General features: G+C 41.7%; 29 protein-coding genes. 14 read left to right on the forward strand and 15 right to left on the reverse strand.

The annotated features are described in order from the left end of the window. Window positions 1-88: 88 nt before the first annotated feature. The 5 genes from AU255_RS04215 to AU255_RS20015 all read left to right on the forward strand — a co-directional run bounded on the left by AU255_RS04215 (window position 89) and on the right by AU255_RS20015 (window position 2,496). Entirely contained in the window at window positions 89-481 is a 393-nt protein-coding gene (locus AU255_RS04215; RefSeq protein ID WP_158083049.1) for a type ISP restriction/modification enzyme, read from the forward strand. Window positions 482-589: 108 nt separating this feature from the next. Beyond that, window positions 590-1,042, forward strand: coding sequence for an REP-associated tyrosine transposase (locus AU255_RS04220; RefSeq protein ID WP_080521715.1), 453 nt, complete (start codon window positions 590-592; stop codon window positions 1,040-1,042). Between the two features lie 82 nt (window positions 1,043-1,124). Beyond that, window positions 1,125-1,835, forward strand: a complete 711-nt coding sequence (gene dnaQ, locus AU255_RS04225) for a DNA polymerase III subunit epsilon (protein WP_080521716.1) — start codon at window positions 1,125-1,127, stop codon at window positions 1,833-1,835. Beyond that, window positions 1,823-2,101 carry a cyclic nucleotide-binding domain-containing protein gene (locus AU255_RS04230; protein WP_080521717.1) on the forward strand — a complete coding sequence of 93 codons (279 nt, stop codon included), beginning with the start codon at window positions 1,823-1,825 and terminating at the stop codon, window positions 2,099-2,101. The genes dnaQ and AU255_RS04230 overlap by 13 nt, the downstream gene beginning before the upstream one ends. Before the next feature lie 146 nt (window positions 2,102-2,247). Beyond that, window positions 2,248-2,496 carry a Crp/Fnr family transcriptional regulator gene (locus AU255_RS20015; RefSeq protein ID WP_158083050.1) on the forward strand — a complete coding sequence of 83 codons (249 nt, stop codon included), beginning with the start codon at window positions 2,248-2,250 and terminating at the stop codon, window positions 2,494-2,496. Here AU255_RS20015 and AU255_RS04240 read toward each other — a convergent pair. Further along, window positions 2,493-2,687 carry a hypothetical protein gene (locus AU255_RS04240; RefSeq protein ID WP_080521719.1) on the reverse strand — a complete coding sequence of 65 codons (195 nt, stop codon included), beginning with the start codon at window positions 2,685-2,687 and terminating at the stop codon, window positions 2,493-2,495. The genes AU255_RS20015 and AU255_RS04240 overlap by 4 nt on opposite strands. 163 nt (window positions 2,688-2,850) lie before the next feature. Between AU255_RS04240 and AU255_RS04245 the strand changes: the two genes are divergently transcribed. Next, window positions 2,851-3,411 carry a thioredoxin family protein gene (locus tag AU255_RS04245; RefSeq protein WP_080521720.1) on the forward strand — a complete coding sequence of 187 codons (561 nt, stop codon included), beginning with the start codon at window positions 2,851-2,853 and terminating at the stop codon, window positions 3,409-3,411. A gap of 83 nt (window positions 3,412-3,494) precedes the next feature. Here the strand turns inward: AU255_RS04245 and AU255_RS04250 are convergent, their stop codons facing one another. The 14 genes from AU255_RS04250 to AU255_RS04315 form a co-directional block, all read right to left on the reverse strand. Then, the gene (locus tag AU255_RS04250; protein WP_080521721.1) at window positions 3,495-3,848 is read right to left on the reverse strand and encodes a hypothetical protein; all 354 of its coding nucleotides are present in this window, start codon (window positions 3,846-3,848) and stop codon (window positions 3,495-3,497) included. Between the two features lie 151 nt (window positions 3,849-3,999). Beyond that, window positions 4,000-4,722 carry a cytochrome c1 gene (locus AU255_RS04255; protein ID WP_080521722.1) on the reverse strand — a complete coding sequence of 241 codons (723 nt, stop codon included), beginning with the start codon at window positions 4,720-4,722 and terminating at the stop codon, window positions 4,000-4,002. 1 nt (window position 4,723) lies between these two features. Beyond that, the gene (locus AU255_RS04260; protein WP_080521723.1) at window positions 4,724-6,121 is read right to left on the reverse strand and encodes a cytochrome b; all 1,398 of its coding nucleotides are present in this window, start codon (window positions 6,119-6,121) and stop codon (window positions 4,724-4,726) included. After that, window positions 6,118-6,717 (reverse strand): ubiquinol-cytochrome c reductase iron-sulfur subunit, encoded by a 600-nt coding sequence (petA, locus tag AU255_RS04265; protein WP_080521724.1) that lies wholly within the window; start codon window positions 6,715-6,717, stop codon window positions 6,118-6,120. The genes AU255_RS04260 and petA overlap by 4 nt, the downstream gene beginning before the upstream one ends. Window positions 6,718-6,815: 98 nt before the next feature. Continuing rightward, window positions 6,816-7,895, reverse strand: coding sequence for a histidinol-phosphate transaminase (gene hisC / locus AU255_RS04270; protein WP_080521725.1), 1,080 nt, complete (start codon window positions 7,893-7,895; stop codon window positions 6,816-6,818). Window positions 7,896-7,913: 18 nt separating this feature from the next. Further along, window positions 7,914-8,243 (reverse strand): ASCH domain-containing protein, encoded by a 330-nt coding sequence (locus tag AU255_RS04275; RefSeq protein WP_080521726.1) that lies wholly within the window; start codon window positions 8,241-8,243, stop codon window positions 7,914-7,916. 135 nt (window positions 8,244-8,378) lie between these two features. Next, window positions 8,379-9,680, reverse strand: coding sequence for a histidinol dehydrogenase (hisD, locus tag AU255_RS04280; RefSeq protein WP_080521727.1), 1,302 nt, complete (start codon window positions 9,678-9,680; stop codon window positions 8,379-8,381). Between the two features lie 6 nt (window positions 9,681-9,686). After that, window positions 9,687-10,313, reverse strand: a complete 627-nt coding sequence (hisG, locus tag AU255_RS04285; protein WP_080521728.1) for an ATP phosphoribosyltransferase — start codon at window positions 10,311-10,313, stop codon at window positions 9,687-9,689. 15 nt (window positions 10,314-10,328) lie between these two features. Next, window positions 10,329-11,594 (reverse strand): UDP-N-acetylglucosamine 1-carboxyvinyltransferase, encoded by a 1,266-nt coding sequence (gene murA, locus AU255_RS04290; RefSeq protein ID WP_080521729.1) that lies wholly within the window; start codon window positions 11,592-11,594, stop codon window positions 10,329-10,331. Between the two features lie 9 nt (window positions 11,595-11,603). Then, window positions 11,604-11,912, reverse strand: a complete 309-nt coding sequence (locus AU255_RS04295) for an STAS domain-containing protein (protein ID WP_080521730.1) — start codon at window positions 11,910-11,912, stop codon at window positions 11,604-11,606. A gap of 4 nt (window positions 11,913-11,916) precedes the next feature. Beyond that, window positions 11,917-12,381: an outer membrane lipid asymmetry maintenance protein MlaD gene (mlaD, locus tag AU255_RS04300; RefSeq protein WP_080521731.1), complete on the reverse strand. Its 465-nt coding sequence runs from the start codon at window positions 12,379-12,381 to the stop codon at window positions 11,917-11,919. Between the two features lie 2 nt (window positions 12,382-12,383). Continuing rightward, window positions 12,384-13,163, reverse strand: a complete 780-nt coding sequence (mlaE, locus tag AU255_RS04305; RefSeq protein ID WP_080521732.1) for a lipid asymmetry maintenance ABC transporter permease subunit MlaE — start codon at window positions 13,161-13,163, stop codon at window positions 12,384-12,386. Next, window positions 13,160-13,957 carry an ABC transporter ATP-binding protein gene (locus AU255_RS04310; protein ID WP_080521733.1) on the reverse strand — a complete coding sequence of 266 codons (798 nt, stop codon included), beginning with the start codon at window positions 13,955-13,957 and terminating at the stop codon, window positions 13,160-13,162. Before AU255_RS04310 ends, mlaE begins: the two co-directional genes overlap by 4 nt. Window positions 13,958-14,461: 504 nt before the next feature. Then, the gene (locus AU255_RS04315) at window positions 14,462-14,752 is read right to left on the reverse strand and encodes a ComEA family DNA-binding protein (RefSeq protein ID WP_080521734.1); all 291 of its coding nucleotides are present in this window, start codon (window positions 14,750-14,752) and stop codon (window positions 14,462-14,464) included. Between the two features lie 334 nt (window positions 14,753-15,086). Here AU255_RS04315 and AU255_RS04320 point away from each other — a divergent pair, with 334 nt between their 5' ends. The 8 genes from AU255_RS04320 to hpf are packed head-to-tail and all read left to right on the forward strand — an operon-like array spanning window position 15,087 to window position 21,190. Then, on the forward strand, window positions 15,087-16,049 hold the full coding sequence (locus AU255_RS04320) for a calcium/sodium antiporter (RefSeq protein ID WP_080521735.1): 963 nt from the start codon (window positions 15,087-15,089) through the stop codon (window positions 16,047-16,049). 10 nt (window positions 16,050-16,059) lie between these two features. Continuing rightward, entirely contained in the window at window positions 16,060-17,031 is a 972-nt protein-coding gene (locus AU255_RS04325) for a KpsF/GutQ family sugar-phosphate isomerase (RefSeq protein ID WP_080521736.1), read from the forward strand. A 1-nt stretch (window position 17,032) separates the two neighbouring features. After that, on the forward strand, window positions 17,033-17,560 hold the full coding sequence (locus AU255_RS04330; protein ID WP_080521737.1) for a KdsC family phosphatase: 528 nt from the start codon (window positions 17,033-17,035) through the stop codon (window positions 17,558-17,560). Beyond that, complete coding sequence (gene lptC, locus AU255_RS04335) at window positions 17,560-18,126, forward strand: LPS export ABC transporter periplasmic protein LptC (RefSeq protein WP_080521738.1); 567 nt, start codon at window positions 17,560-17,562, stop codon at window positions 18,124-18,126. Before AU255_RS04330 ends, lptC begins: the two co-directional genes overlap by 1 nt. Next, window positions 18,116-18,631, forward strand: a complete 516-nt coding sequence (gene lptA / locus AU255_RS04340; protein ID WP_080521739.1) for a lipopolysaccharide transport periplasmic protein LptA — start codon at window positions 18,116-18,118, stop codon at window positions 18,629-18,631. Before lptC ends, lptA begins: the two co-directional genes overlap by 11 nt. After that, on the forward strand, window positions 18,631-19,356 hold the full coding sequence (gene lptB, locus AU255_RS04345; protein ID WP_080521740.1) for an LPS export ABC transporter ATP-binding protein: 726 nt from the start codon (window positions 18,631-18,633) through the stop codon (window positions 19,354-19,356). Before lptA ends, lptB begins: the two co-directional genes overlap by 1 nt. A 46-nt stretch (window positions 19,357-19,402) precedes the next feature. Continuing rightward, the gene (locus AU255_RS04350) at window positions 19,403-20,848 is read left to right on the forward strand and encodes an RNA polymerase factor sigma-54 (RefSeq protein WP_080521741.1); all 1,446 of its coding nucleotides are present in this window, start codon (window positions 19,403-19,405) and stop codon (window positions 20,846-20,848) included. A gap of 51 nt (window positions 20,849-20,899) precedes the next feature. Further along, the gene (hpf, locus tag AU255_RS04355; protein WP_080523281.1) at window positions 20,900-21,190 is read left to right on the forward strand and encodes a ribosome hibernation-promoting factor, HPF/YfiA family; all 291 of its coding nucleotides are present in this window, start codon (window positions 20,900-20,902) and stop codon (window positions 21,188-21,190) included. Window positions 21,191-21,213: the final 23 nt, after the last annotated feature.

Consider the following 21,213-nt stretch of genomic DNA (forward strand, 5'->3'; position numbering starts at 1 on the left):
TTTGAATAGATAAGGAAGACGGTGCGAGCAATACACGATTACCTGAATAAACTCAATCAGCGCTATCAAACGGGTATTGCACGCGAACATGCCTACTCTGGCCACTGGTGTTAAACTAGGCGGTAAATTGCGCCAGTTACATTTACTGCAAAGCCCGTTGCTTGATGAGTTAATCAGCAGTTATCCAATAGCCGGTGATAATCACGCCACCCGCAAAATCAATAAACACGATTTTGTTTTAAATCCCGAAGACAGCACGCAAGGCCAGGTGTGGATTAATGATCAGCAATATTTTGCCCAGGTGCCGGTGATCGCCTGGGAATTTTATATCGGCGGTTATCAGCCCGCGCAAAAATGGCTTAAAGACCGCCACGGTCGTACTCTGGATTTTGACGACATCCTGCATTATCAAAAAATCATCGTCGCTCTATCCGAAACCCACCGGATCATGCAGGAGATTGATAAAGTGAATATCACGTAGGGTGTGGCTTTAGCCCGCCATTATCGCGTACCATGTTGGGTATTTTCTGGCGGTCTAAAGTCGAGTCCTACGTATTGTATTTGTGATATTTCTATAAGGAGAGGCGGTGTGAGTTATCAGAATCTAACAACGGGACGATTTTCCGAAACAGGGTGTGCTTATTCTCTAACGATGGTAACGGATAGACGAATTCCTCATTTTAAGGAGTTTGCCAAGGCGCGTTACTTGATTAATGAAATGCGTATGTTACATGAAAAAGAATTAGTAAAATCATTGGCCTGGGTGTTGATGCCAGATCATTTGCATTGGCTGTTGATTGTAAATGAAACTCATCTATCTGAAATAGTGCGAATATTTAAGGGGAAAAGTAGCTTTGATTTAAAAAAATCTTTTCACCTTAATGGTGTGTTTTGGCAACGGGGATTTTATGATCATGCGCTTAGAAAAGAAGAAGATTTAAGAGCTGCAGCGCGGTATATTGTGGCGAATCCGTTGCGGGCTGGATTGGTTGATAGCATTGCAGATTATCCGCATTGGGATGCAGCGTGGATGGTTGATTAAGATTATGCGTAGGGCGTGGCTTTGGCCCGCCTTTTGATAATGGCGGGCTAAAGCCACGCCCTACAGGGTTTAAGGTATTATTATGAGAAAAAAAGGGCGGCAGGTTGTTTTAGATACTGAAACTACAGGATTAAATCCGAAAGAAGGACATAGAATTATCGAGATCGGTTGTGTGGAGCTGGTTAACCGGCGTTTAACCGATCGGCAATTTCATATGTATATCAATCCGGAGCGGCATATTGATGATGGCGCAATTGAGGTGCATGGCATTACCAATGAATTTTTACAAGATAAACCCTTGTTTAAAGATGTAGTCGATGATTTTGTAGATTTTATTCGCGGTGCGGAACTTATTATTCATAATGCGCCTTTTGATGTCGGTTTTATTGATAATGAATTCAAACTGGTGAATTCAGCTGTCAAACATGTAAACGATATTTGCACTGTGTTTGATAGCCTGGTCTATGCCCGAAAAAAACATCCGGGACAGCGTAATAGTCTGGATGCCTTGTGTAAGCGTTATGGCATAGATAACAGTCATCGTGACTTACACGGCGCATTACTCGATTCGGAAATTTTATCGGACGTTTATCTGTTAATGACCGGCGGGCAGATTTCTTTGCTGGATGATGATGATTTAACTGATGGGGCAACAGAGTATATTATTCAACGCCTGAGTAGTGACAGGCCGCCTTTGAAAGTGATTCAATGTTCAGAAGAAGAATTACTGGAACACCAGCAAATGCTGGAATTGCTGGAAAAATCTAGCGGTGCCTGTTTATGGACACAGTAAGTAACGAGAATTTATGGAATACGCATTTTCCTGAGTTTGTTAAAGCTGGAGAAGCTGGTATTAATAGTCTTATGGCTGCTGCAAAATTAGTTACAATGCCTGCCGGGCAGCAGGTTTTTTATCCCGGGGCGGTATGTGAACACTATCTGCTGGTACTTGAGGGCAGTGTGAAAGCGCAGATTATTTCAGCAGGAGGGCGGGAAATGCTGCTTTATCGTGTCAGGCCAGGCGATTCCTGCGTGCTGAGACGACTTCATGTTTACTAAGTGGTGATCATTATCCAGCCGAAGGTATTACCGAAAATAAGGTTCTGGCTTTTGCTATATCATCACATGCTTTTTATCGCTGCATTGAGCAATCAGCTTTTTTTCGCGAGTTTGTATTTAAGAAGTTTTCAGCGCGTTTATCCGATGTGATTGCACTTTTGGAGGATGTTACTTTTAGTGCCATTGATACACGCTTAAGTAAGGTATTGTTAGCAGAAGAGTCGGGTATAATTACCCTCACTCATCAGGAGCTGGCCACCAAACTGGGTTCAGCTCGTGAAGTGATTTCCAGACATTTAAAGCGCTTCGAAGCGTATGGCTGGGTTAGTTTAAACCGAGGCACCGTAACTTTACTAGACACTGAGGCTTTAGGAAAAATCGCTGACAAGCATTAATGCATAGAGTTTGTTTTTGCGTTTTCAGCATCTTCTTTTTGCTCTTTAACGATAAATCTGACGATAGTAAAACCAATTAAGCCACCGACCAAGCAAGCCATCAATAATGGCATGGCAAATGGTATCTCGTGATGGTCACGCATATTCATCTGAAACATGCTAGAAAAAATATTCAGGAAAAAATCAATCATAAATCACCCTTTTTGTGAAAGCGCCAGTGCACGGATTGCTGCCTTGATACCAACAGGCTGGATTTTATATTAGAGTATTATGAAATGGTTATCAGTGACTATGTCACATAAGTAAGTTTTTTATTAAGTTATTTATATTTTCTTATCTTTAGAGAGGTTTAGTATGGCAGCAACACCTTCAAATATGATGCCTTTAGGCACAATAGCACCTACGTTTAGTTTACTTGATACGATATCTGGAAAAAAATTGAGTCTTTCTAGTTTACAAGGAAGCAAAGGAACCTTAGTGATGTTTATCTGTAATCATTGTCCTTATGTCATCCATATTAAAGACCAATTGTGTGCTATTGCGCGGCAATATGCAGAGCAGGGGATTAGTACTATTGCAATTAGCGCTAATGATGTAGTGAATTATCCGATGGATGCCCCCGATAAGATGCAGGCATTAATGGCAGAGTGGGGAAATCCGTTTGCGGCTTATTTATTTGATCAGACACAGGAGGTGGCAAAAGCATATTTAGCCGCCTGTACTCCAGATCTTTATTTATTTGATAAAGATTTAGCCTGTGTCTATCATGGGCGACTGGATGCGGCAACACCAAAGAATAATGCTCCCTTGACGGGAGAAGACCTACGTAATGCCCTAGATGCTTTATTAGCTGGAAAACCTGCTATTAAGGATCAAGTCCCCAGCATAGGCTGTAATATTAAGTGGAAATCTTAATGAGCGCAGGTCGTGGCATTAGTCCACCATGTCCAGCAGCGGTATTAACGGTGGGCTAAAGCCATGCCCTACAAAGTGCTTCGTTATTTGATATCTTCTGGGCGACAATCACCTGGACACAGAACTTGACCCATTGGACGTAGAAACGTGTAGGTGGCGGGGACGACGATAAAAACATCAGCTACCCGCCCAAAGGCATCATGGGGTGGTGCGATTGAACTTAATGCTGTGATGGGTGACATGGCGATAAATAATGCCGTACCTGCAACAGTTGCCGCTAAACCTATAGGACGAAATATTAACAGGTCAAAGGGTACAAAAACCGGGTTGTATTTAGAGGACTTAACAGTAGAGTCTGAAGCCTGATATGCTTTAGCTTGTACCTGCTGGGTAATGAAGAAACAGACGAGCAGACTAAGTAGTAGATATTTTTTCATGATCATATTGGCTAAGATAAAAAAAGCGCTAGCTCGAGAGAAGTAGCGCTTTTTTGTGTCAGTAAAGGTGAATATTTACGACGTTAGGCTGTCAGCAGGGAAAAATCAGTCTGCACATAATCAGCAGGCTAAAACTGAACCCTACATCAGTTTAATGGACGTCTTTCCAGTATTCCTTTTTCAATAAGTAGGCGATCACACCAAACAGCAAGATAAAGAATAATACATATTTGCCCATGCTTTGGCGTTCTAATTGCGCTGGTTCACCGGCATAGACCAGGAAGTTGACAATGTCATTAACTGATTTATCAAATTCTTCGGCATTCATCGTGCCTGGTTCTTCGAGTACCAGTTCAGTGATAGCTTCCTGACCATCAATTTTTTTGTAGACTGGTTTTTGATTGCCTTGAAGCTTCCAAAGAGGGTTAGGCATACCCACTTCAGGAAAAATTGCATTATTGACGCCCAGAGGTCTTATTGGATCGATATAAAAGCCTTTCAGATAGCTATATATCCAGTCAGCACCTCTTGAGCGGGCAATCAATGATAAGTCTGGTGGTTGTACGCCAAACCATTTTTTAGCGTCATGACCGTTCATTGCGGTGAGCATTTTGTCATAAATACCCGCACCTTCAGGAGCAACTTTATCCAGGATCTCCTGTTGCTCTACTTCGAAGTCATCAGCCAGATTCAGATAACGAATGTATTTAGTCGAATGACAGCCTAAACAATATTGAACATAGAGGTGAGCACCATTTTCCAATGATGCTTTATCTGTTAAATCAATATCTGCTGAGTCCAGTTCTATCCCGCCAGAAGCAAATACGCCCAGAGGCATCAACAGTAATAGACAGCTTTGTAATAATTTTTTCATATTAGTCTAGGCTCCCTTTGATTTTTTTAGCAAGGTCGGCAAGTACATGTGCAATACCAGAAGCATCAGGTCGTTTATGCACCACTGTCTGTCCATTTTTATTTTCTGCTACATCGTGGGTCATTGCAGAAAAAGCTTCCTTTATAGCTGGAATGCGATCTTCAATGTTAGGCTGTTCGTTAACGCGCCTGGGTAAAGGTTTAGTTTTTTCCCAGCGAGTATAAATTGGCATTAATAAGAAGAAGCCAAAATAGATTGCAGTAAAAACCCGGGCCATCATGGTCGCACCTGCTGTAGGAGCTTGCATGCCAAGATACCCAAGACCAATAAAGCTGATGACGAATAGCAAAATTGCTTTTTTGTAAATACCGCCACGATAGCGAATAGACCTTACTGGACTGCGATCTAGCCAGGGAAGCAGGAACAATACAACAATCGCACCGCCCATCGCAATAACGCCGGCAAATTTATCCGGGATTGCTCTTAAAATTGCATAGAAGGGTGTGAAATACCAGACAGGAGCGATATGTTCAGGTGTGGCTAGAGGGTCTGCCGGTATAAAGTTGGCATGTTCCAGAAAATAACCGCCCATTTCCGGCATATAGAATAGCACGGTAGCAAAAAAGAACATAAAGACAGCGACGCCGACAATATCTTTGACTGTGTAATATGGATGGAAAGGAATACCATCAACAGGATGCCCCCAGGGGTCTTTGGAATCTTTAATTTCTATGCCGTCAGGGTTATTTGAGCCGACTTCATGCAGGGCAATAATATGCAGAAAGACCAACATGATTAAAATCAGTGGAATGGCAATAACATGGAAAGCAAAGAAGCGGTTTAGGGTTGCATCCGAGATAACATAGTCACCGCGTACCCAAAGTGATAAATCATCACCAATGACTGGAATAGCGCTGAATAAAGAAATAATGACCTGTGCTCCCCAGTAAGACATTTGTCCCCAGGGTAGTAAATAACCCATAAAGGCTTCTGCCATTAGCGCTAGGAAGATCAGCATACCAAACATCCAGATAAGCTCTCTGGGTTGTTTGTAGGAACCGTATATCAAGCCACGGAACATGTGCAGGTAAACTACAATAAAAAAGGCTGAAGCGCCGGTAGAATGCATATAACGCACTAACCAGCCCCAGGGGACCTCGCGCATGATATATTCGACCGAGTCGAATGCCAGACTGGCATCCGGTTTGTAATTCATGGTCAGTAATATGCCGGTGACAAACTGGTTAACCAGCACCAATAATGCCAGCGATCCAAAAAAATACCAGAAATTGAAGTTTTTCGGCGCATAATACTGCGCCATATGTTCATTCCACAATTTTGACATTGGAAAGCGTTCAAGAAACCAGGTGCCGCAATTTTCTAAGTGTTTATTTTTCATGCGCTAGCCTCCGAAGCATCTTCACCGATAATAATGCGTGTTTCTGTAATATAGCGGTGAGGCGGTACATCTAAATTAGTAGGAGCTGGAACGCCTCTCACTACGCGCCCTGCCAGGTCAAACCCTGAACCATGACACGGACAGAAAAAGCCGCCTTTCCATTCAGGGCCTAAATCATTAGGAGCAATTTCGGGGCGAAAAGTCGGTGAACAACCAAGGTGAGTACATAAACCGACAGCAACAAAAATCTCCGGTTTTATGGAACGAAATTCATTTTGGCTTGATTCAGGTTGGTTAGACTCTAATGATTTGGGGTCCGCCAGTTTAGCAGTATCTGTTGCCAGGATCTCCAGCATATCCGGGGTGCGATTAAGAATCCAGACGGGTTTCCCGCGCCAGGCAGCGCGGATGAGTTGACCTGTTTCTATTTTACTAATATCAATTTCTACTGGGGCTCCTGCTGCTTTAGCCTTGGTGCTTGGCTGCATTTGCGCCAGAAATGGGACGGCAATATAGCCTGTACCCACAGCACCAACGACTGTTAAAGCCGTGGTTAGAAATTGGCGTTTTGAATTGTCGACGCCTTGTTCGCTCATGTATAACGCTCCTCGTTGTGTTTTTTAGCTTTTTATTTAATTATTAAATCAATGTTACATCAGAGCTGCAGTATTTTGAAGCTTGTTTTAATAATCTTTTAAATTGCGTTTTTTAATGCCTTAATAAAAGCATTGTTTTCTTCTGGCTTGCCTATTGTTACCCTTAGGCAATCGCTAAGTAAGCCTTTTTGTGGAGATAGGTTTTTTATTAAAATGCCCTGATTTTTTAAAGCGTTAAAAATATCTGTTGCCTTATCTTTAGCTGTGCGGAAAAGAATAAAGTTTGCTGCACTCGGACAAGGCCGAATATCTTTAAGGGTACTTAATTGCAGAAACATACGCGCTCGTTCACTACACAATATTTCAGTTTGTTCGGTAAACATGTCTGGGTGTGTCAATGCAAATTTTACACTGCATTGAGTGAGGATATTAATATTATAAGGCAATCTGGCTTTATTGAGTTGATTAATAATCATACTATCTCCAGCAATAAATCCTAAGCGCAAGCCTGCCAGGCCTAGTTTTGAAACCGTGCGCATAACTAATAAATTTTTATAGTTTGTTAGTTGATTGATAAAACTGAAATTGGTAAATGGGGCATAGGCTTCATCAATAATGACTAAACCCTTAGACTGCCGGATAATCTGTTCTATAGCACTACTATCAAATAAATTACCTGTCGGGTTATTAGGATATGCAAGAAAGATTATTTCCGGTTGTTGACTTTTGATGGTTGCCAGTGTCAGATTTAGATCCAGTTCAAAAGTATCAGCATGCAAGGGCAAGCCTTGATAATTCAGGCCTAAACATTGAGCAATTTGTTTGTACATGACAAAACTGGGCTCTGGCGCCATAACTGTTGCACTGCCAGGTAAAGCCATTAGCAATAGCTGAATGATTTCATCGGAACCATTGCCTAATAGAATGTCACTTTCAGCCGGGATCTGGTTGTATTCTTTTAAGATGCGACAAAGCGACTTGGCTTCCGGGTCGGGGTAGCGATTAATTTCTGCAGCATGTATGACTTTTAGCCATTCTGCTTTAATCTCTTCTGGCCAGGTATAAGGGTTTTCCATCGCATCAAGCTTTATATACCCCGTTGCATCGGCTACTTTATAAGCAGATAATGCTCTGATTTCAGGGCGAATTACGGTAGAGATAAGATCTTGCTCAGTCATGTTTTAGCGGGTTTTAATTTATTCAACACGTTTGAAATGATGTACCCATACTGGTGCGGATTCATTCCATTCCATACCTTTATGCATCTTTAGAATCAGGTTTTTATACATTTCAAGGCTAGGATAGCCTTCTGCTTGCGCTTCAGCATCAGTCATATCGCCAATGGTTTCTCTGGTTAAATCTGTAACAATAAATTCCTGACCTTCCAGTGTAAAAGTTTCATTTGGATAGGCGTATACCCCATCACGACGTTGCTGGGTTTTTCTACCGCTTAGCGCGGCTTCGACTAATTTAGGGTGGGTAACCAGGCGTTCTATGCCACAGGTTTTTTCAGGTAGGTCGGCCATTTTGGTTTCTCTTGTTATATTATTAACTTGTTCCCACGGACATCGCGGAAATTTATACTGGAACGTACTGTGTTCCGTGACGCTGAGCATCACAAACTGCGTTCCCACGCTGGAGCATGGGAACGAGAAAATTACTTACTTTAATCTGTATTCAGCTGAACGGGCATGAGCGGTCAGGCTTTCTCCTCGAGCGAGTATTGAGGCTGTTTTACCCAGTGTATTAGCACCTTCGGCAGAGCAGAATATCAGACTGGATCGTTTCTGGAAATCATATACCCCTAAAGGTGAAGAAAATCGTGCTGTTCCTGATGTAGGCAGAACATGATTAGGTCCTGCACAGTAATCACCTAATACTTCTGCTGTATAACGGCCCATAAAAATAGCACCTGCATTACGTATATGCGTACACAGTTTTTCCGGGTCTTCCACTGATAATTCAAGATGTTCAGGCGCAATGGTATTTGCAACGGCTGCAGCCTCTTCTAATGAGGCGACTTTTATCAGCGCGCCACGTCCTGATAATGAAGCTTTAATGATCTCTGCGCGTTCCATTTCAGGCAACAGTCTAGCGATGCTGTTGGCTACTTCTTCCAGAAAATCTGCGTCATCTGACAATAAGATTGCCTGAGCATCTTCATCATGTTCAGCCTGGGAGAATAAGTCCATGGCAATCCAGTCTGGATTTGTTTTACCATCACAAATAATCAGTATTTCTGACGGGCCGGCAATCATATCAATACCGACTTGACCAAACACCAGCTTTTTAGCAGTGGCAACATAAATATTTCCAGGACCGACAATTTTTTCTACCGCAGGAATAGTTTCAGTGCCAAAGGCCAAAGCTGCAACGGCTTGTGCGCCGCCAATGGCAAAAGCGCGGTCTACACCAGCCAAATAAGCTGCTGCTAAAACCAGCTCATTGGTGTGACCATGAGGTGTAGGCACAACCATAATCAATTCACGCACCCCAGCGACTTTCGCAGGAATAGCATTCATTAAAACTGAAGAAGGGTAAGCGGCTTTACCTCCTGGTACATATAAGCCTGCGCGATCTAAAGGGGTTACTTTTTGTCCTAGTACCGTGCCATCGGCCTCGGTGTATTGCCAGGATTGCATTTTTTGTTTTTCGGCATAGACGCGTACACGGTTTGCTGCGAATTCTAATGCTTCGGCTTTATCTTGAGGCAAGCTATCCCAGGCGGCTTTTAATTGTGCCTGAGAAAGTTCCATCTCGGATGGTTTAGTAAATGAGCATTGATCAAATTGGTTGGTGTAATCAAGTACGGCTTGATCGCCATTGTTGCGTACATTGGCAATAATATCTATAACGCGCTGATGAATGTCGTGATCAGAACTTTCTTCAAAAGCGAGTAATTGTTGCAGTTGAGTCTGAAAATTTGCATCAGAAGTATTTAGGCGTGCGATAGATTGATTCATAGTAATTTATCTTGCTGCAAGTGTTTTTTCGAATTGATCTAATAAGGGCTGGATAATCTGGTGCTTCATTTTCATAGACGCTTTATTCACCACCAGACGTGAGCTGATATTCATAATCAGTTCACGCGGTTCTAGTCCATTGGCTCTTAAGGTATTGCCGGTATCGACGACATCGACAATGTAATCAGCCAGTCCGACTAAAGGCGCTAGTTCCATCGCACCATAGAGTTTGATGATTTTAGCTTGTATACCTTTGCTGGCAAAATAACGTTCTGCTGTTTTGACATATTTTGTTGCCACGCGTACCCGTCCGGAAATATCAGGCGCATTGGTAGGCGCTGCAGTCATTAGCTTGCAGCAAGCGATATTCAGATCTATGGGTTCGTATAAATTATCTGAATCATGTTCAATCAGTACATCTTTACCCGCTATCCCTATATCTGCAGCACCATACTCGACAAAAGTGGGCACATCGGTAGCACGTATGATAATGAGTTGTATATCCGCATGATTGGTTTTAAGAATAAGTTTGCGACTCGTTTTAGGGTCATCAATTGGAATAATATCGGCTTCTGCCAATAATGGCAGCGCCTCGTCGTATATTCTGCCTTTTGAAACGGCGATAGTTAACATGAATAAAAGCCTTTGTTATCTTGGGATGCGGCGAATGGTCGCACCGAGCTGGGAAAGTTTTTCTTCAATATGATCATAACCCCGGTCAATATGGTAGATACGATCAACGAGTGTTTCGCCTTTAGCAACTAAGCCCGCAAGCACCAGACTGGCCGAAGCGCGTAAATCTGTTGCCATTACCGGTGCAGCAGTCAGCTTATCTACGCCTTTACAAATTGCCGTATTGGATTCTAGTTTAATGTTAGCTCCCATACGTTGCATTTCCTGGACATGCATGAAACGGTTTTCAAAAACAGTTTCGGTGATGGTGCTGACACCTTCTGCAATTGCATTCATCGCCGTAAATTGTGCTTGCATATCCGTTGGGAAGGCAGGGAAAGGAGCAGTACGAATTGATACTGCTTTAGGGCGTTTACCCTGCATATCCAGTTCAATCCAGTTTTCACCGGTGGTGATTTGTGCGCCTGCTTCGCTGAGTTTATCGAGCACAGCATCGAGTAATTTTGGCTGGACTTTATTGAGTCTAATTTGCCCGCGGGTCATTGCAGCAGCAACTAAATAAGTCCCCGCTTCAATACGGTCAGGTAAGACGTTGTAATGCAAGCCTTCTACACCTAAACGTTCAACGCCTTCAATTTCTAGAACATCCGTACCTATGCCGGTGATTTTTGCGCCCATTTTATTAAGGAAGTGCGCAAGGTCGTTAACTTCGGGTTCGCGAGCCGCATTTTCAATTATGGTTTTGCCTTCGGCCAGTGTGGCGGCCATTAATAGATTTTCTGTTCCGGTAACAGTCACCTGCTCTAACACTAAACGACAACCTTTTAAACGCTTTGCTTTGGCATGAATATAGCCATTTTCAACTTTAATATCTGCGCCCATTTTTTCCAGGCCGCTTATGTGAATATCAACGGGGCGGGCACCAATAGCACAACCGCCAGGAAGTGAAACATCGGCCTGACCAAAACGCGCTAATAAAGGGCCAAGAACTAAAATTGATGAACGCATGGTGCGCACAAGCTCATAGGGCGCTTCAAGCTTATTAATGGTGCTGCTATTTACTTCAATATTCAGTTTTTCATCTACGGATAACTGTACGCCCATACAGCCGAGTAATTCCATGGTGGTCGTAATATCATGTAAATGCGGGATATTACCAATCAAAACTGGCGTATCACTGAGCAGGGTGGCCGCTAAAATCGGGAGTGCAGCATTCTTGGCACCCGAAACGGTCAATGTACCAGTCAGTTGTTTGCCGCCAGTAATAAGTAATTTATCCATTGTGTTTTATTAATTCTTGAGTGTAAATAATTCGATTTCAGATATATCGCTGAGCTTTGCCAGGGCAGATAGCTGTGCAGGGATATTTTCAAATCGTAGTTCTGTTTGATATGAGCGGGCAAATTTTATCCATTCTATAAGTAAAGCTAAACCAGCGCTATCAATTTTACCCAGCTGCTTTAAGTCTATGTTAATTATCGAGGCACTTTGCTGAAAGTTTAAAACTTTCATTGTTGTTTTATCAATGGTGCTGAAAGTTAAGTCACCCTTAATAATATAATTAGCCTTTGAAGGGGAGAGAATTTCTATGTTTTGCATCGGTTTATTTGTCTTTATCCGATGCATTAAACAAAAACTGGCTGATCAGCCGTTCCAGTACCAGTGCTGATTGCGTTAGCTCAATGGTATCACCTTCTTGTAAAAATTCATCTAATCCGCCGGGGGTTAAGCCGATGTATTTATCACCGAGCAAGCCTGAGGTCAGGATGCTTGCCGAGGTGTCGCTAGGCATTTTATTGTAGCGCGCATCAATACGCAGTTTAACCAGTGCATCATAACTATCAGTGTCGAAACTAATATCAGCAACTCGACCTATAGGAACGCCTGCCATAGAGACCAGTGCTTTATTTTTAAGGCCACCGACATTTTCAAAATGGGCAATGACTGTATAACTGCCATTATCTTGCAAATCACTAAAATTACTGACTTGCAAAGCAAGAAAGAAAAGCGCTGTAATACACAGGCTCACAAACAGACCAACTAATATTTCTATGGATTTGTATTGCATGTTTAGGACTCTCCATACATAAGGGCAGTTAATAAAAAGTCAAATAACAGAATGGCAAAAGCCGAGTTGACTACGGTTCGGGTAGTAGCGCGGCTAATACCAGCAGAAGTCGGGAGAGCATCATAACCTTCAAATAAGGCAATCCAGGAAACTAGCCAGGCAAAAATAATGCTTTTGATAATGCCATTAATAATATCATCGTGAAAATCAATCACGCTTTGCATTTGTGACCAATAAGCGCCAGCATCAACATTTAATAATTCTACGCCGGCCAGGTACCCGCCTAAAACTCCAACTGCACTAAATAAAGCGGCTAATAAAGGCAGCGAAATAAATCCGGCAAAAAAACGGGGTGCAATTATATATTTTAATGGGTCTATGGCCATCATTTCCATTGCTGAAAGCTGTTCAGTTGCTTTCATTAAACCAACCTCAGCGGTTAACGCTGAACCAGCACGTCCGGCAAATAATAAGGCACTGACCACAGGACCTAATTCTCTAACTAATGAAGCCGCTACCATAATTCCCAGTGAAGATTCGGCGCCATAGGTAGATAAGGTATAGACTCCTTGTAAGCCAAGCACCATGCCGACAAACAATCCGGAAACAGCAATTAGCCAGAAAGTAAGTACACCGATGCTATAGAGTTGTTTAATAAGCAAATTTGGCCGGCTTAATGTATAAGCTAAACCCGTTGAAATCGAGAACAGAAATAGACTGCTCCGACCTAATTTTGCCAGAAATTTTAAACTGGAATGACCGATCGTCTGGAATAATTTCATAATGCAGGATTACACGCGAGCAGGTCAGTAGTAAAGTCGTTTGCAGGGTAGTGAAATGGAACAGGGCCATCTGCCTTGCCTTGCATAAATTGATCAACCCAGTCTGAGTCTGTATTATAAAGCTCTTCTGGAGTGCCCTGGCCGGCAATCTTTCCCTCGGATATAAGGTAAATATAATCCGCAATAGAAGATGTTTCCTGAACATCATGAGAAACAACAATACTGGTTAAATGCAAAGTTTGATTTAACGTTTGAATAAGTTTGACTAGCACTCCGAGGGAGATTGGATCCTGTCCGGTAAAGGGCTCGTCATACATGATCATTTCAGGGTCTAATGCCAGGGCCCTTGCCATCGCTACTCGTCTTGCCATGCCTCCGGAGAGTTCACTGGGCATTAAGTGCCGTGCTCCGCGCAAGCCAACGGCATTCAGCTTCATTAATACCAATGTACGAACCATAGATTCCGGGAGTTGTGTGTGTTCTCTGATAGGAAAGGCAATATTATCGTACACAGACATATCAGTTAATAAGGCACCACTTTGAAATAGCATGCCCATTTTTTTGCGTAATTTGTATAATCTGGAGCGCGAAAGTTGGTGTACGTTTTGTTGATTAATTAATATTGTACCGCTATCAGGTTTAAGCTGTCCGGCAATAAGTTTTAATAAAGTAGTTTTACCGGTACCGCTAGGTCCCATTATCGCAGTGATTTTATGAGGCTCAATTTCCAGCGAGATGTCATCAAAAATTTTTCTGTTGCTACGGGAGAAAGTCAAGTTGCGGATGGAAATCATGGTAAGTGTTTTTTATAAGCGCTCCAGAAAACACATTATTATAGTGCAAACAAGGGATTCACGACTATTTTTTATCCTGAGCTGGCATTGCCGCCGGGACACACTGCAATGTTACGAGAGCAAACTTATAGTTACTGTTTTAAGTAACTACTCAGCGTGTCAGGGTCGTTAAAATACAACATCGGATGCAATCCTTGCAACACTAGCAGCATTACTATAGTTACACACAACGCTTGATTTTTGATACGAACAATAGCATACCATTTATGGATATGTATTTATTTATGCTTCAATGAGTTAAGGATTTATTTTTGAATTTTTGAAGCCCGAAACTTTAGTTATTAATTAAGCCTTTTCGAGTATCGATCTTTTCGCTTTGCTGCGTTGCTAAGATTTCTGCAGAAAATTTGGTTAAGGATACGCAGCAAATAACCTACGCAACTTATTTTTTGAGGGTGAGGCTGCCTGCCTGCATTGTGCAGGCAGGCAGGCTGCGTATTGAGGCTACTTCTTGGTGTTCTTTTCCTTGGATTTAACCTTTTCTTGTGATTTTAATTTGATATTATTCCTGTTTTTTTCAATTGTTTTCACACCAATCCCTTTTACATTGCTTAGTTCATCTATACTTTTAAAATCGCCATGTTTTTCGCGGTAGTCGACGATCTCTTCAGCTTTTTTATCCCCGATGCCATTTAACGAGGTTGCAATTTCCTTCGCACTTGCTTTATTAATATCTATTGGCTCAGCAAACACGCTAAATGACAAAAACATTAATACTATTAATAACTTTCTCATTTTTCTATCCTTATTCAGTAGTTGAATTACTAAGTATAGTAAAGATCTTAATTTCGTCAAATTAGTCATTACATTGGTTGATTTTTTCTTGAAAATATCACTTTAAATACTTCTTTATTCAATAACTAAGCAATAGAGTAGCTTATTTCTCATTTGTCGCAGGCAGCAATATAAAAAAATCAGGTTAAAATAGCCACTTGTATACTGGGCTTTCGTTTTTATTATGATGATGCTCGGTTTTTCGCTTCTATTCTTGTGATTGGTTTTGTGTTTTTAGTGGCATGGGTTCCGTTTTTTATGGCACAATAAGCAATTTTTGAACCAACAATAAATTATGCTAATTGATTTTCTTGCTTTGGTATTTGGTTTAGTTGTTCTGGTCTATGCTGCAGACTGGTTTGTCGATGGCGCATCTTCAATAGCCCGAAACTTAGGTGTTTCGCCTTTGTTGATAGGCTTAACTATCGTCGGTCTAGGCACTTCCGCGCCAGAAATCATGGTTTCTTCGCTGGCTTCACTTCAGGGAAATCCTGGCTTGGCTGTAGGTAATGCCATTGGATCTAATATAGCGAATATGGGTTTAATTCTAGGTGCTACTGCATTAATAGCACCACTGGCATTTCATTCAAGACTGTTAAAGCGTGAATTACCGGTTTTGATGTTAATTAGCATTGCCTGTTATGTTTTAGCCTTAGATGGCTTAAGTGTTTTCGACGGTGTGTTAATGTTATTAGGCTTAGTGGTCTTTTTATATTGGCTAATACATTCAGCAATGGCTGAGCGCAAAAATGATGTCTTAGCTAAAGAAGTAGAAGCAGAAATACCAGAAGAAATGCCAAAAATTAAGGCGTGGATTTTTTTTGTGGTTGGCTTGCTGGGTTTATTAATCAGTTCCAAAGTTCTAGTATGGGCAGCAGTGAATATAGCGTATGCGATGGGCGTTAGTGATCTGGTGATAGGCTTGACTATTGTTGCATTGGGTACAAGTTTGCCGGAGTTGGCTGCGTCGGTAGGTAGCGTGCTTAAAGGTGAGGATGATTTAGCGGTAGGTAATGTCATAGGCTCGAATGTGTATAATCTATTGGCGGTTTTTTCCTTGCCTGCATTGATTGCTCCTGGGCCGATAGGTGCGACTGTGATCAGTCGTGATTTTCCGGTAATGCTGGCTTTTACAGCGGTATTATTTATATTGGGCGTAGGTCTTTCCAAAGCGGGCCATATTAATCGTTGGGAAGGCGGTGGCTTGTTATCCGCGTATTTACTTTATCAATGGACAATTTATCAAAATGTTATTTAAGTAATGACTCATGAATGATGCCCAGCTAATACAAGTTGCAACAGAAGTCATTGCTCTGGAGGCACAAGCAGTCAATGGTCTGTTGTCTCAGCTGGATAATGATTTTGTGCAGGCCTGCCATATTATTGCCGCATGTAAAGGACGAGTGGTTGTCACTGGGATGGGTAAGTCGGGACATATTGCCGGGAAAATTGCTGCTACTCTTGCAAGCACTGGAACGCCAGCTTTTTTTGTGCATCCGGGGGAAGCGAGCCATGGTGATTTAGGGATGATTACCCGGCAAGATGTCGTGTTGGCTTTATCCAATTCAGGCGAAACTGCTGAAATTGTAACGTTATTGCCGTTGATTAAACGTCTAGCGGTGCCGATGATAGCTATGACCGGTAGGCCTGATTCTACTTTAGCTAAATTTTCTTCAGCACATATTAGCAATGCCGTAGAAAAAGAAGCTTGTTCTTTAGGTTTAGCACCAACAGCGAGTACTACAGCTGCATTAGTGATGGGGGACGCACTGGCGGTTACGTTAATGACTCTACATGGCTTTACACGTGATGATTTTGCTTTGTCACACCCCGGTGGGAGCCTGGGCAGGCGGTTGCTAGTTTTGGTGAGTGATATTATGCATACCGGTGAGCAATTACCCATAGTGCAGCAAGATGCGAGTATTATGGATGCTTTAGTTGAGATGACGGCAAAGAAATTGGGTATGACTGCTGTTGTTGATCTGCAGGGGCAACTGGCAGGTATTTTTACCGATGGCGATGTGCGCCGGTTACTGGAAAAAGCCATTGATATCCGTCAGGCTTCATTGTTAGAAGTTATGACAGTTCATTGCCAGGTGATAAGTGAGGATGTTTTAGCGGCTGAAGCGATGCATGTCATGGAGCAAAAGAAAATTAATGCATTGATCGTTGTTGATGCTAACAAGCAAGTGACGGGTGCGTTGAATATGCACGACTTAATTCAAGCAGGAATAGTTTAAAATGCAAAATAGAATTGAAAAAGCAAAAAATATTAAACTATTAATTTTGGATGTAGATGGTGTTTTAACTGACGCAAAGCTGTTTTTTGATGAGCAGGGCAAAGAATATAAAGCCTTTAATGTTCGTGATGGTCTAGGTATTAAGCTATTACAGCAATCCGGAATTCAGGTTGCGGTGATTTCAGGCAGAGCCTCTAAACCCGTGGCTTTAAGAATGGAAATGTTGGGCATCAGTTTGGTCTATTTAGGGCAAGCTGATAAGGGGAAGGCGTTTAAGAAAATAATTGCTGAAGTAGGTTGTACGCCTGAGCAGGCCGCTCATGTTGGTGATGATTTAATCGATTTACCGGTATTGATTCAGGTAGGCCTGGCTATTGCTGTGCAAGATGCAAGTGAATATATTTTACCTTATGTAGATTGGCAAACTCGCCTGTCTGGCGGCCAAGGGGCTGTTCGGGAAGTTTGTGATTTTATATTACAGGCGCAAGGAAAAATGAGTGGCATGATTGAGTTATATAAAAAAATATAATGTTTGTTGAACAATGTAAAAACTTTTTTTTCTTGTTTTTGGTTTTTCTGATTTCAATGTGGGCAGTTAATTACGCAACCGATCAAGACACAGAGAAAAGCTTGGTAACGAAGGACCACAATGCCAAATATTTTGCTGTGAGCTATAGTAAAATAGAAATGAATGAATTTGGCTTGGCCGATAGCAAACTGACAGCTGATTTTGCGGCTAATTATAATGGCGATATAGGAACTGAACTTACCAACCCTGAGATGATAGTCTATAAAAAAGTTGCGCCTCCTTGGGTAATTCGTTCTAAAACTGGACATGTCTCTGCAGACGGAAATAAAATATTTATGAACGGCCCGGTTTTTATTGACCGCGCTGAGGCTGAAGGTGTGCGCGAGGTGAATATAAAAACTAGCAACTTGCGGGTTTTACCCGAACGGAATTATGCGGAAACTGACGACTGGGCTGAATTGGTGAGCGGCCTGGATAGAATATCTGGTGTGGGGATGGAGTTATTTTATCAGGATCCTCTGTATATAAAATTATTGGCGAATGTTAAAGGCTTACATGAGTATTAGTAAATGGCTATTGCCAGGATTTTTGGCTTTAAGTATGGCATATAGTCCCTGGGCAATCGCTTTAGAAGGCGATGCGCGTCAACCCGTTAGCATTGAATCAAACTCTGGTTTTTATGATGATAAAAAAGGTGTGAGTATCTATACCGGTGAGGTTATTGTAATTCAGGGCAGTATGCGTATGGATGCGGATAAAGTGGTAGTGCATATGAAAAATCGAGAAATACAGAAACTGGTGGCAACAGGAGAGCCCGTAAAATTTAAGCAAACACCAGAAGAAGGTAAAGAAGATGTGCATGGAAATGCTTTAACGGCTGAATATTACCCGGAAACTCAGTTATTGATTATGCTTAAGGAAGCGGTGGTATGGCAGGGGAAAAACAGTACGGCGAGTGAAAGAATAGAATATGATCGAATCAGTGAAGTAGTTAAGGCCGGTGACAGTGGTTCTGCTGATAAGCGTGTGCATGTGATTTTGCAACCTAAAAATAAGGCAAGCGAGCAGTAGTGGCGATTTTAGCGGCAAAAAACATTGGTAAAACCTATGCTAAGCGTAACGTCGTGAATGACGTTTCTTTTCATGTGGCGAGTAATGAAATTGTTGGATTACTTGGGCCGAATGGTGCAGGAAAAACGACCAGTTTTTATATGTTGGTAGGATTAGTACGGGCAGATGCCGGACATATTTTTTATGATCAGCAGGAGATAACTCAGTTTCCTATGCATATTCGCGCTAGATTGGGCATAGGCTATTTGCCTCAAGAAGCATCGGTATTTAGAAAACTGAGTGTTAGCGACAATTTGCGTGCAGTACTAGAACTTAGAAAAGGACTAAACAAGGGACAGATTGAACTGATTATTGATGAATTACTCGATGAATTTAGTATCTCGCATATTCGAAATAATATAGGTATGGGGTTATCAGGTGGTGAGCGACGTAGGGTAGAAATAGCTCGGGCTCTGGCAACCGATCCTGAATTTATTCTACTGGATGAGCCTTTTGCGGGTGTAGATCCAATTTCCGTCATTGAAATCCAGAAAATTATTGCACATTTAAAAGATAGAAATATTGGTGTATTAATTACTGAACATAATGTGCGTGAAACGCTAGGAATTTGTGATAGAGCTTATATTTTAAATGCTGGACAGGTCATTGCAGAAGGTACTTCCGATGACATAGTCGCAAATGAAGAAGTAAGACGTGTTTATCTGGGTGAGAATTTTAGCCTTTGAGTATCTTGAAATTCTTTTGTTGTTGTATTTTATTGAGAGGCGTTAAATGAAGCAGTCTTTGCAACTCCGTATGGGGCAGCAATTATCGATGACGCCGCAATTGCAACAGGCGATCAAGTTGTTACAGCTGTCTACCTTAGATTTACAGCAAGAAATACAGCAAGCATTAGATTCAAATATGATGCTAGAAGTTATTGAAGATGAGATGTCATCTTTGAGCGAGCAAAATGTTGTAGAAAATACAGTGGATACTACGGATAGAATGAGCAGTGAAGGGTCACAAACAGACATGCCGGATGAACTACCTACCGATAGTTCCTGGGAAGATGTTTTTGATTCTGTGCAAATGGGCCCCGCATCAGCTGGTGACATGCCTGATTTTGAAGTACAACGTAGTAAGTCCATCAGTTTGCAAGACCACTTGTTGTGGCAAATGGAAATGATCCCTTTTACTGACAAGGATAGAGCCATCGTTATGGCTATTATTGATGCAGTTAATGGTGACGGTTATTTAAGTACTCCTGGTGATGATATTTATCAGGGCTTAAGCGAGCAAATGGAGGATCTTGAAGAAGATGAGTTTTATGCGGTATTGCATAGAGTACAGCAATTTGATCCACCCGGAGTAGCAGCTGAAGGTTTAAGGGATTGTTTATACATACAATTACGACAATTGCCCGAAAATACGCCTTTGAGAACTGAGGCTATGGAATTAGTCAAGCAACATCTGGATTTGTTAGCAGCTCAGGATATTGCTAAATTGTTAAAGCGTTTAGCCATTTCAGAGCATAAGTTAACAGCAACGATTGCTCTGATTCGTTCCCTGGATCCTATCCCAGGACGAGCTATTGAGGAAAGAGAATCGGAGTATGTTATCCCCGATTTATTTGTCAGCAAAGTGAATGGTAAATGGCGGGTTGAATTAAATCCTGATATTGCTCCTAAGCTGAGAGTCAACCCTTTTTATTCAAATATGATAAAGCGGGCAGACAATAGTAAAGATAATGTCAGTATGAAAGAGCATTTGCAGGAAGCGCGCTGGTTTATTAAAAGCTTACACAGTCGCAACGATACCTTGTTACGTGTAGGGCGAAGTATTATTGAAAGGCAGACAGAGTTTCTTGAGCATGGTGCAATAGCCATGAAGCCGATGGTGTTGAGAGATATTGCCGAGGAATTAGAGTTACATGAATCAACGATTTCACGGGTTACTTCGCAGAAATATATGCATTTACCCAATGGTGTTATCGAGTTTAAGTATTTCTTTTCCAGTCATGTTTCGACCGAAGGTGGCGGGGAATGCTCGGCAACGGCAATACGGGCCTTTATTAAGGAATTGGTTAGTCATGAAAATCCGGTAAAACCGCTAAGTGATAGTAAAATGGCGGAATTACTAAAAGAGAAAGGAATTAATGTTGCACGGCGTACAATCGCTAAGTATCGCGAGGCAATATCTATACCACCATCAAGTCAAAGAAAGCGGCTTTTGTAAGAAAGTAGTATAATGATTATCGTTTTTTTAATATTATTAGGAGATAAATATATGCAAGTTAGCGTAACAGGTCGTCACGTAGATGTCACAGAAGCAATGAAGCAGCATGTAGAAGATAAAATCAGTAAGTTAAAACGCCATTTTGATCATGTTACAGATATACACGTCATTTTAACTGTGGAAAAGCTAGAGCAAAAAGCAGAGGCAACGGTGCAAATTAGTGGTGCCGTGTTGTTTGCTGATGATGTTCAGGAAGATATGTACGCTGCCATTGATAATATGGTGGACAAATTAGATCGTCAAATTATTAAGCATAAAGAAAAAGTACAATCACATCGCTAATAATTAGCAATTAAACAACGAAG

This window comes from Methyloprofundus sedimenti (genome assembly GCF_002072955.1).
Classification (GTDB): domain Bacteria; phylum Pseudomonadota; class Gammaproteobacteria; order Methylococcales; family Methylomonadaceae; genus Methyloprofundus; species Methyloprofundus sedimenti.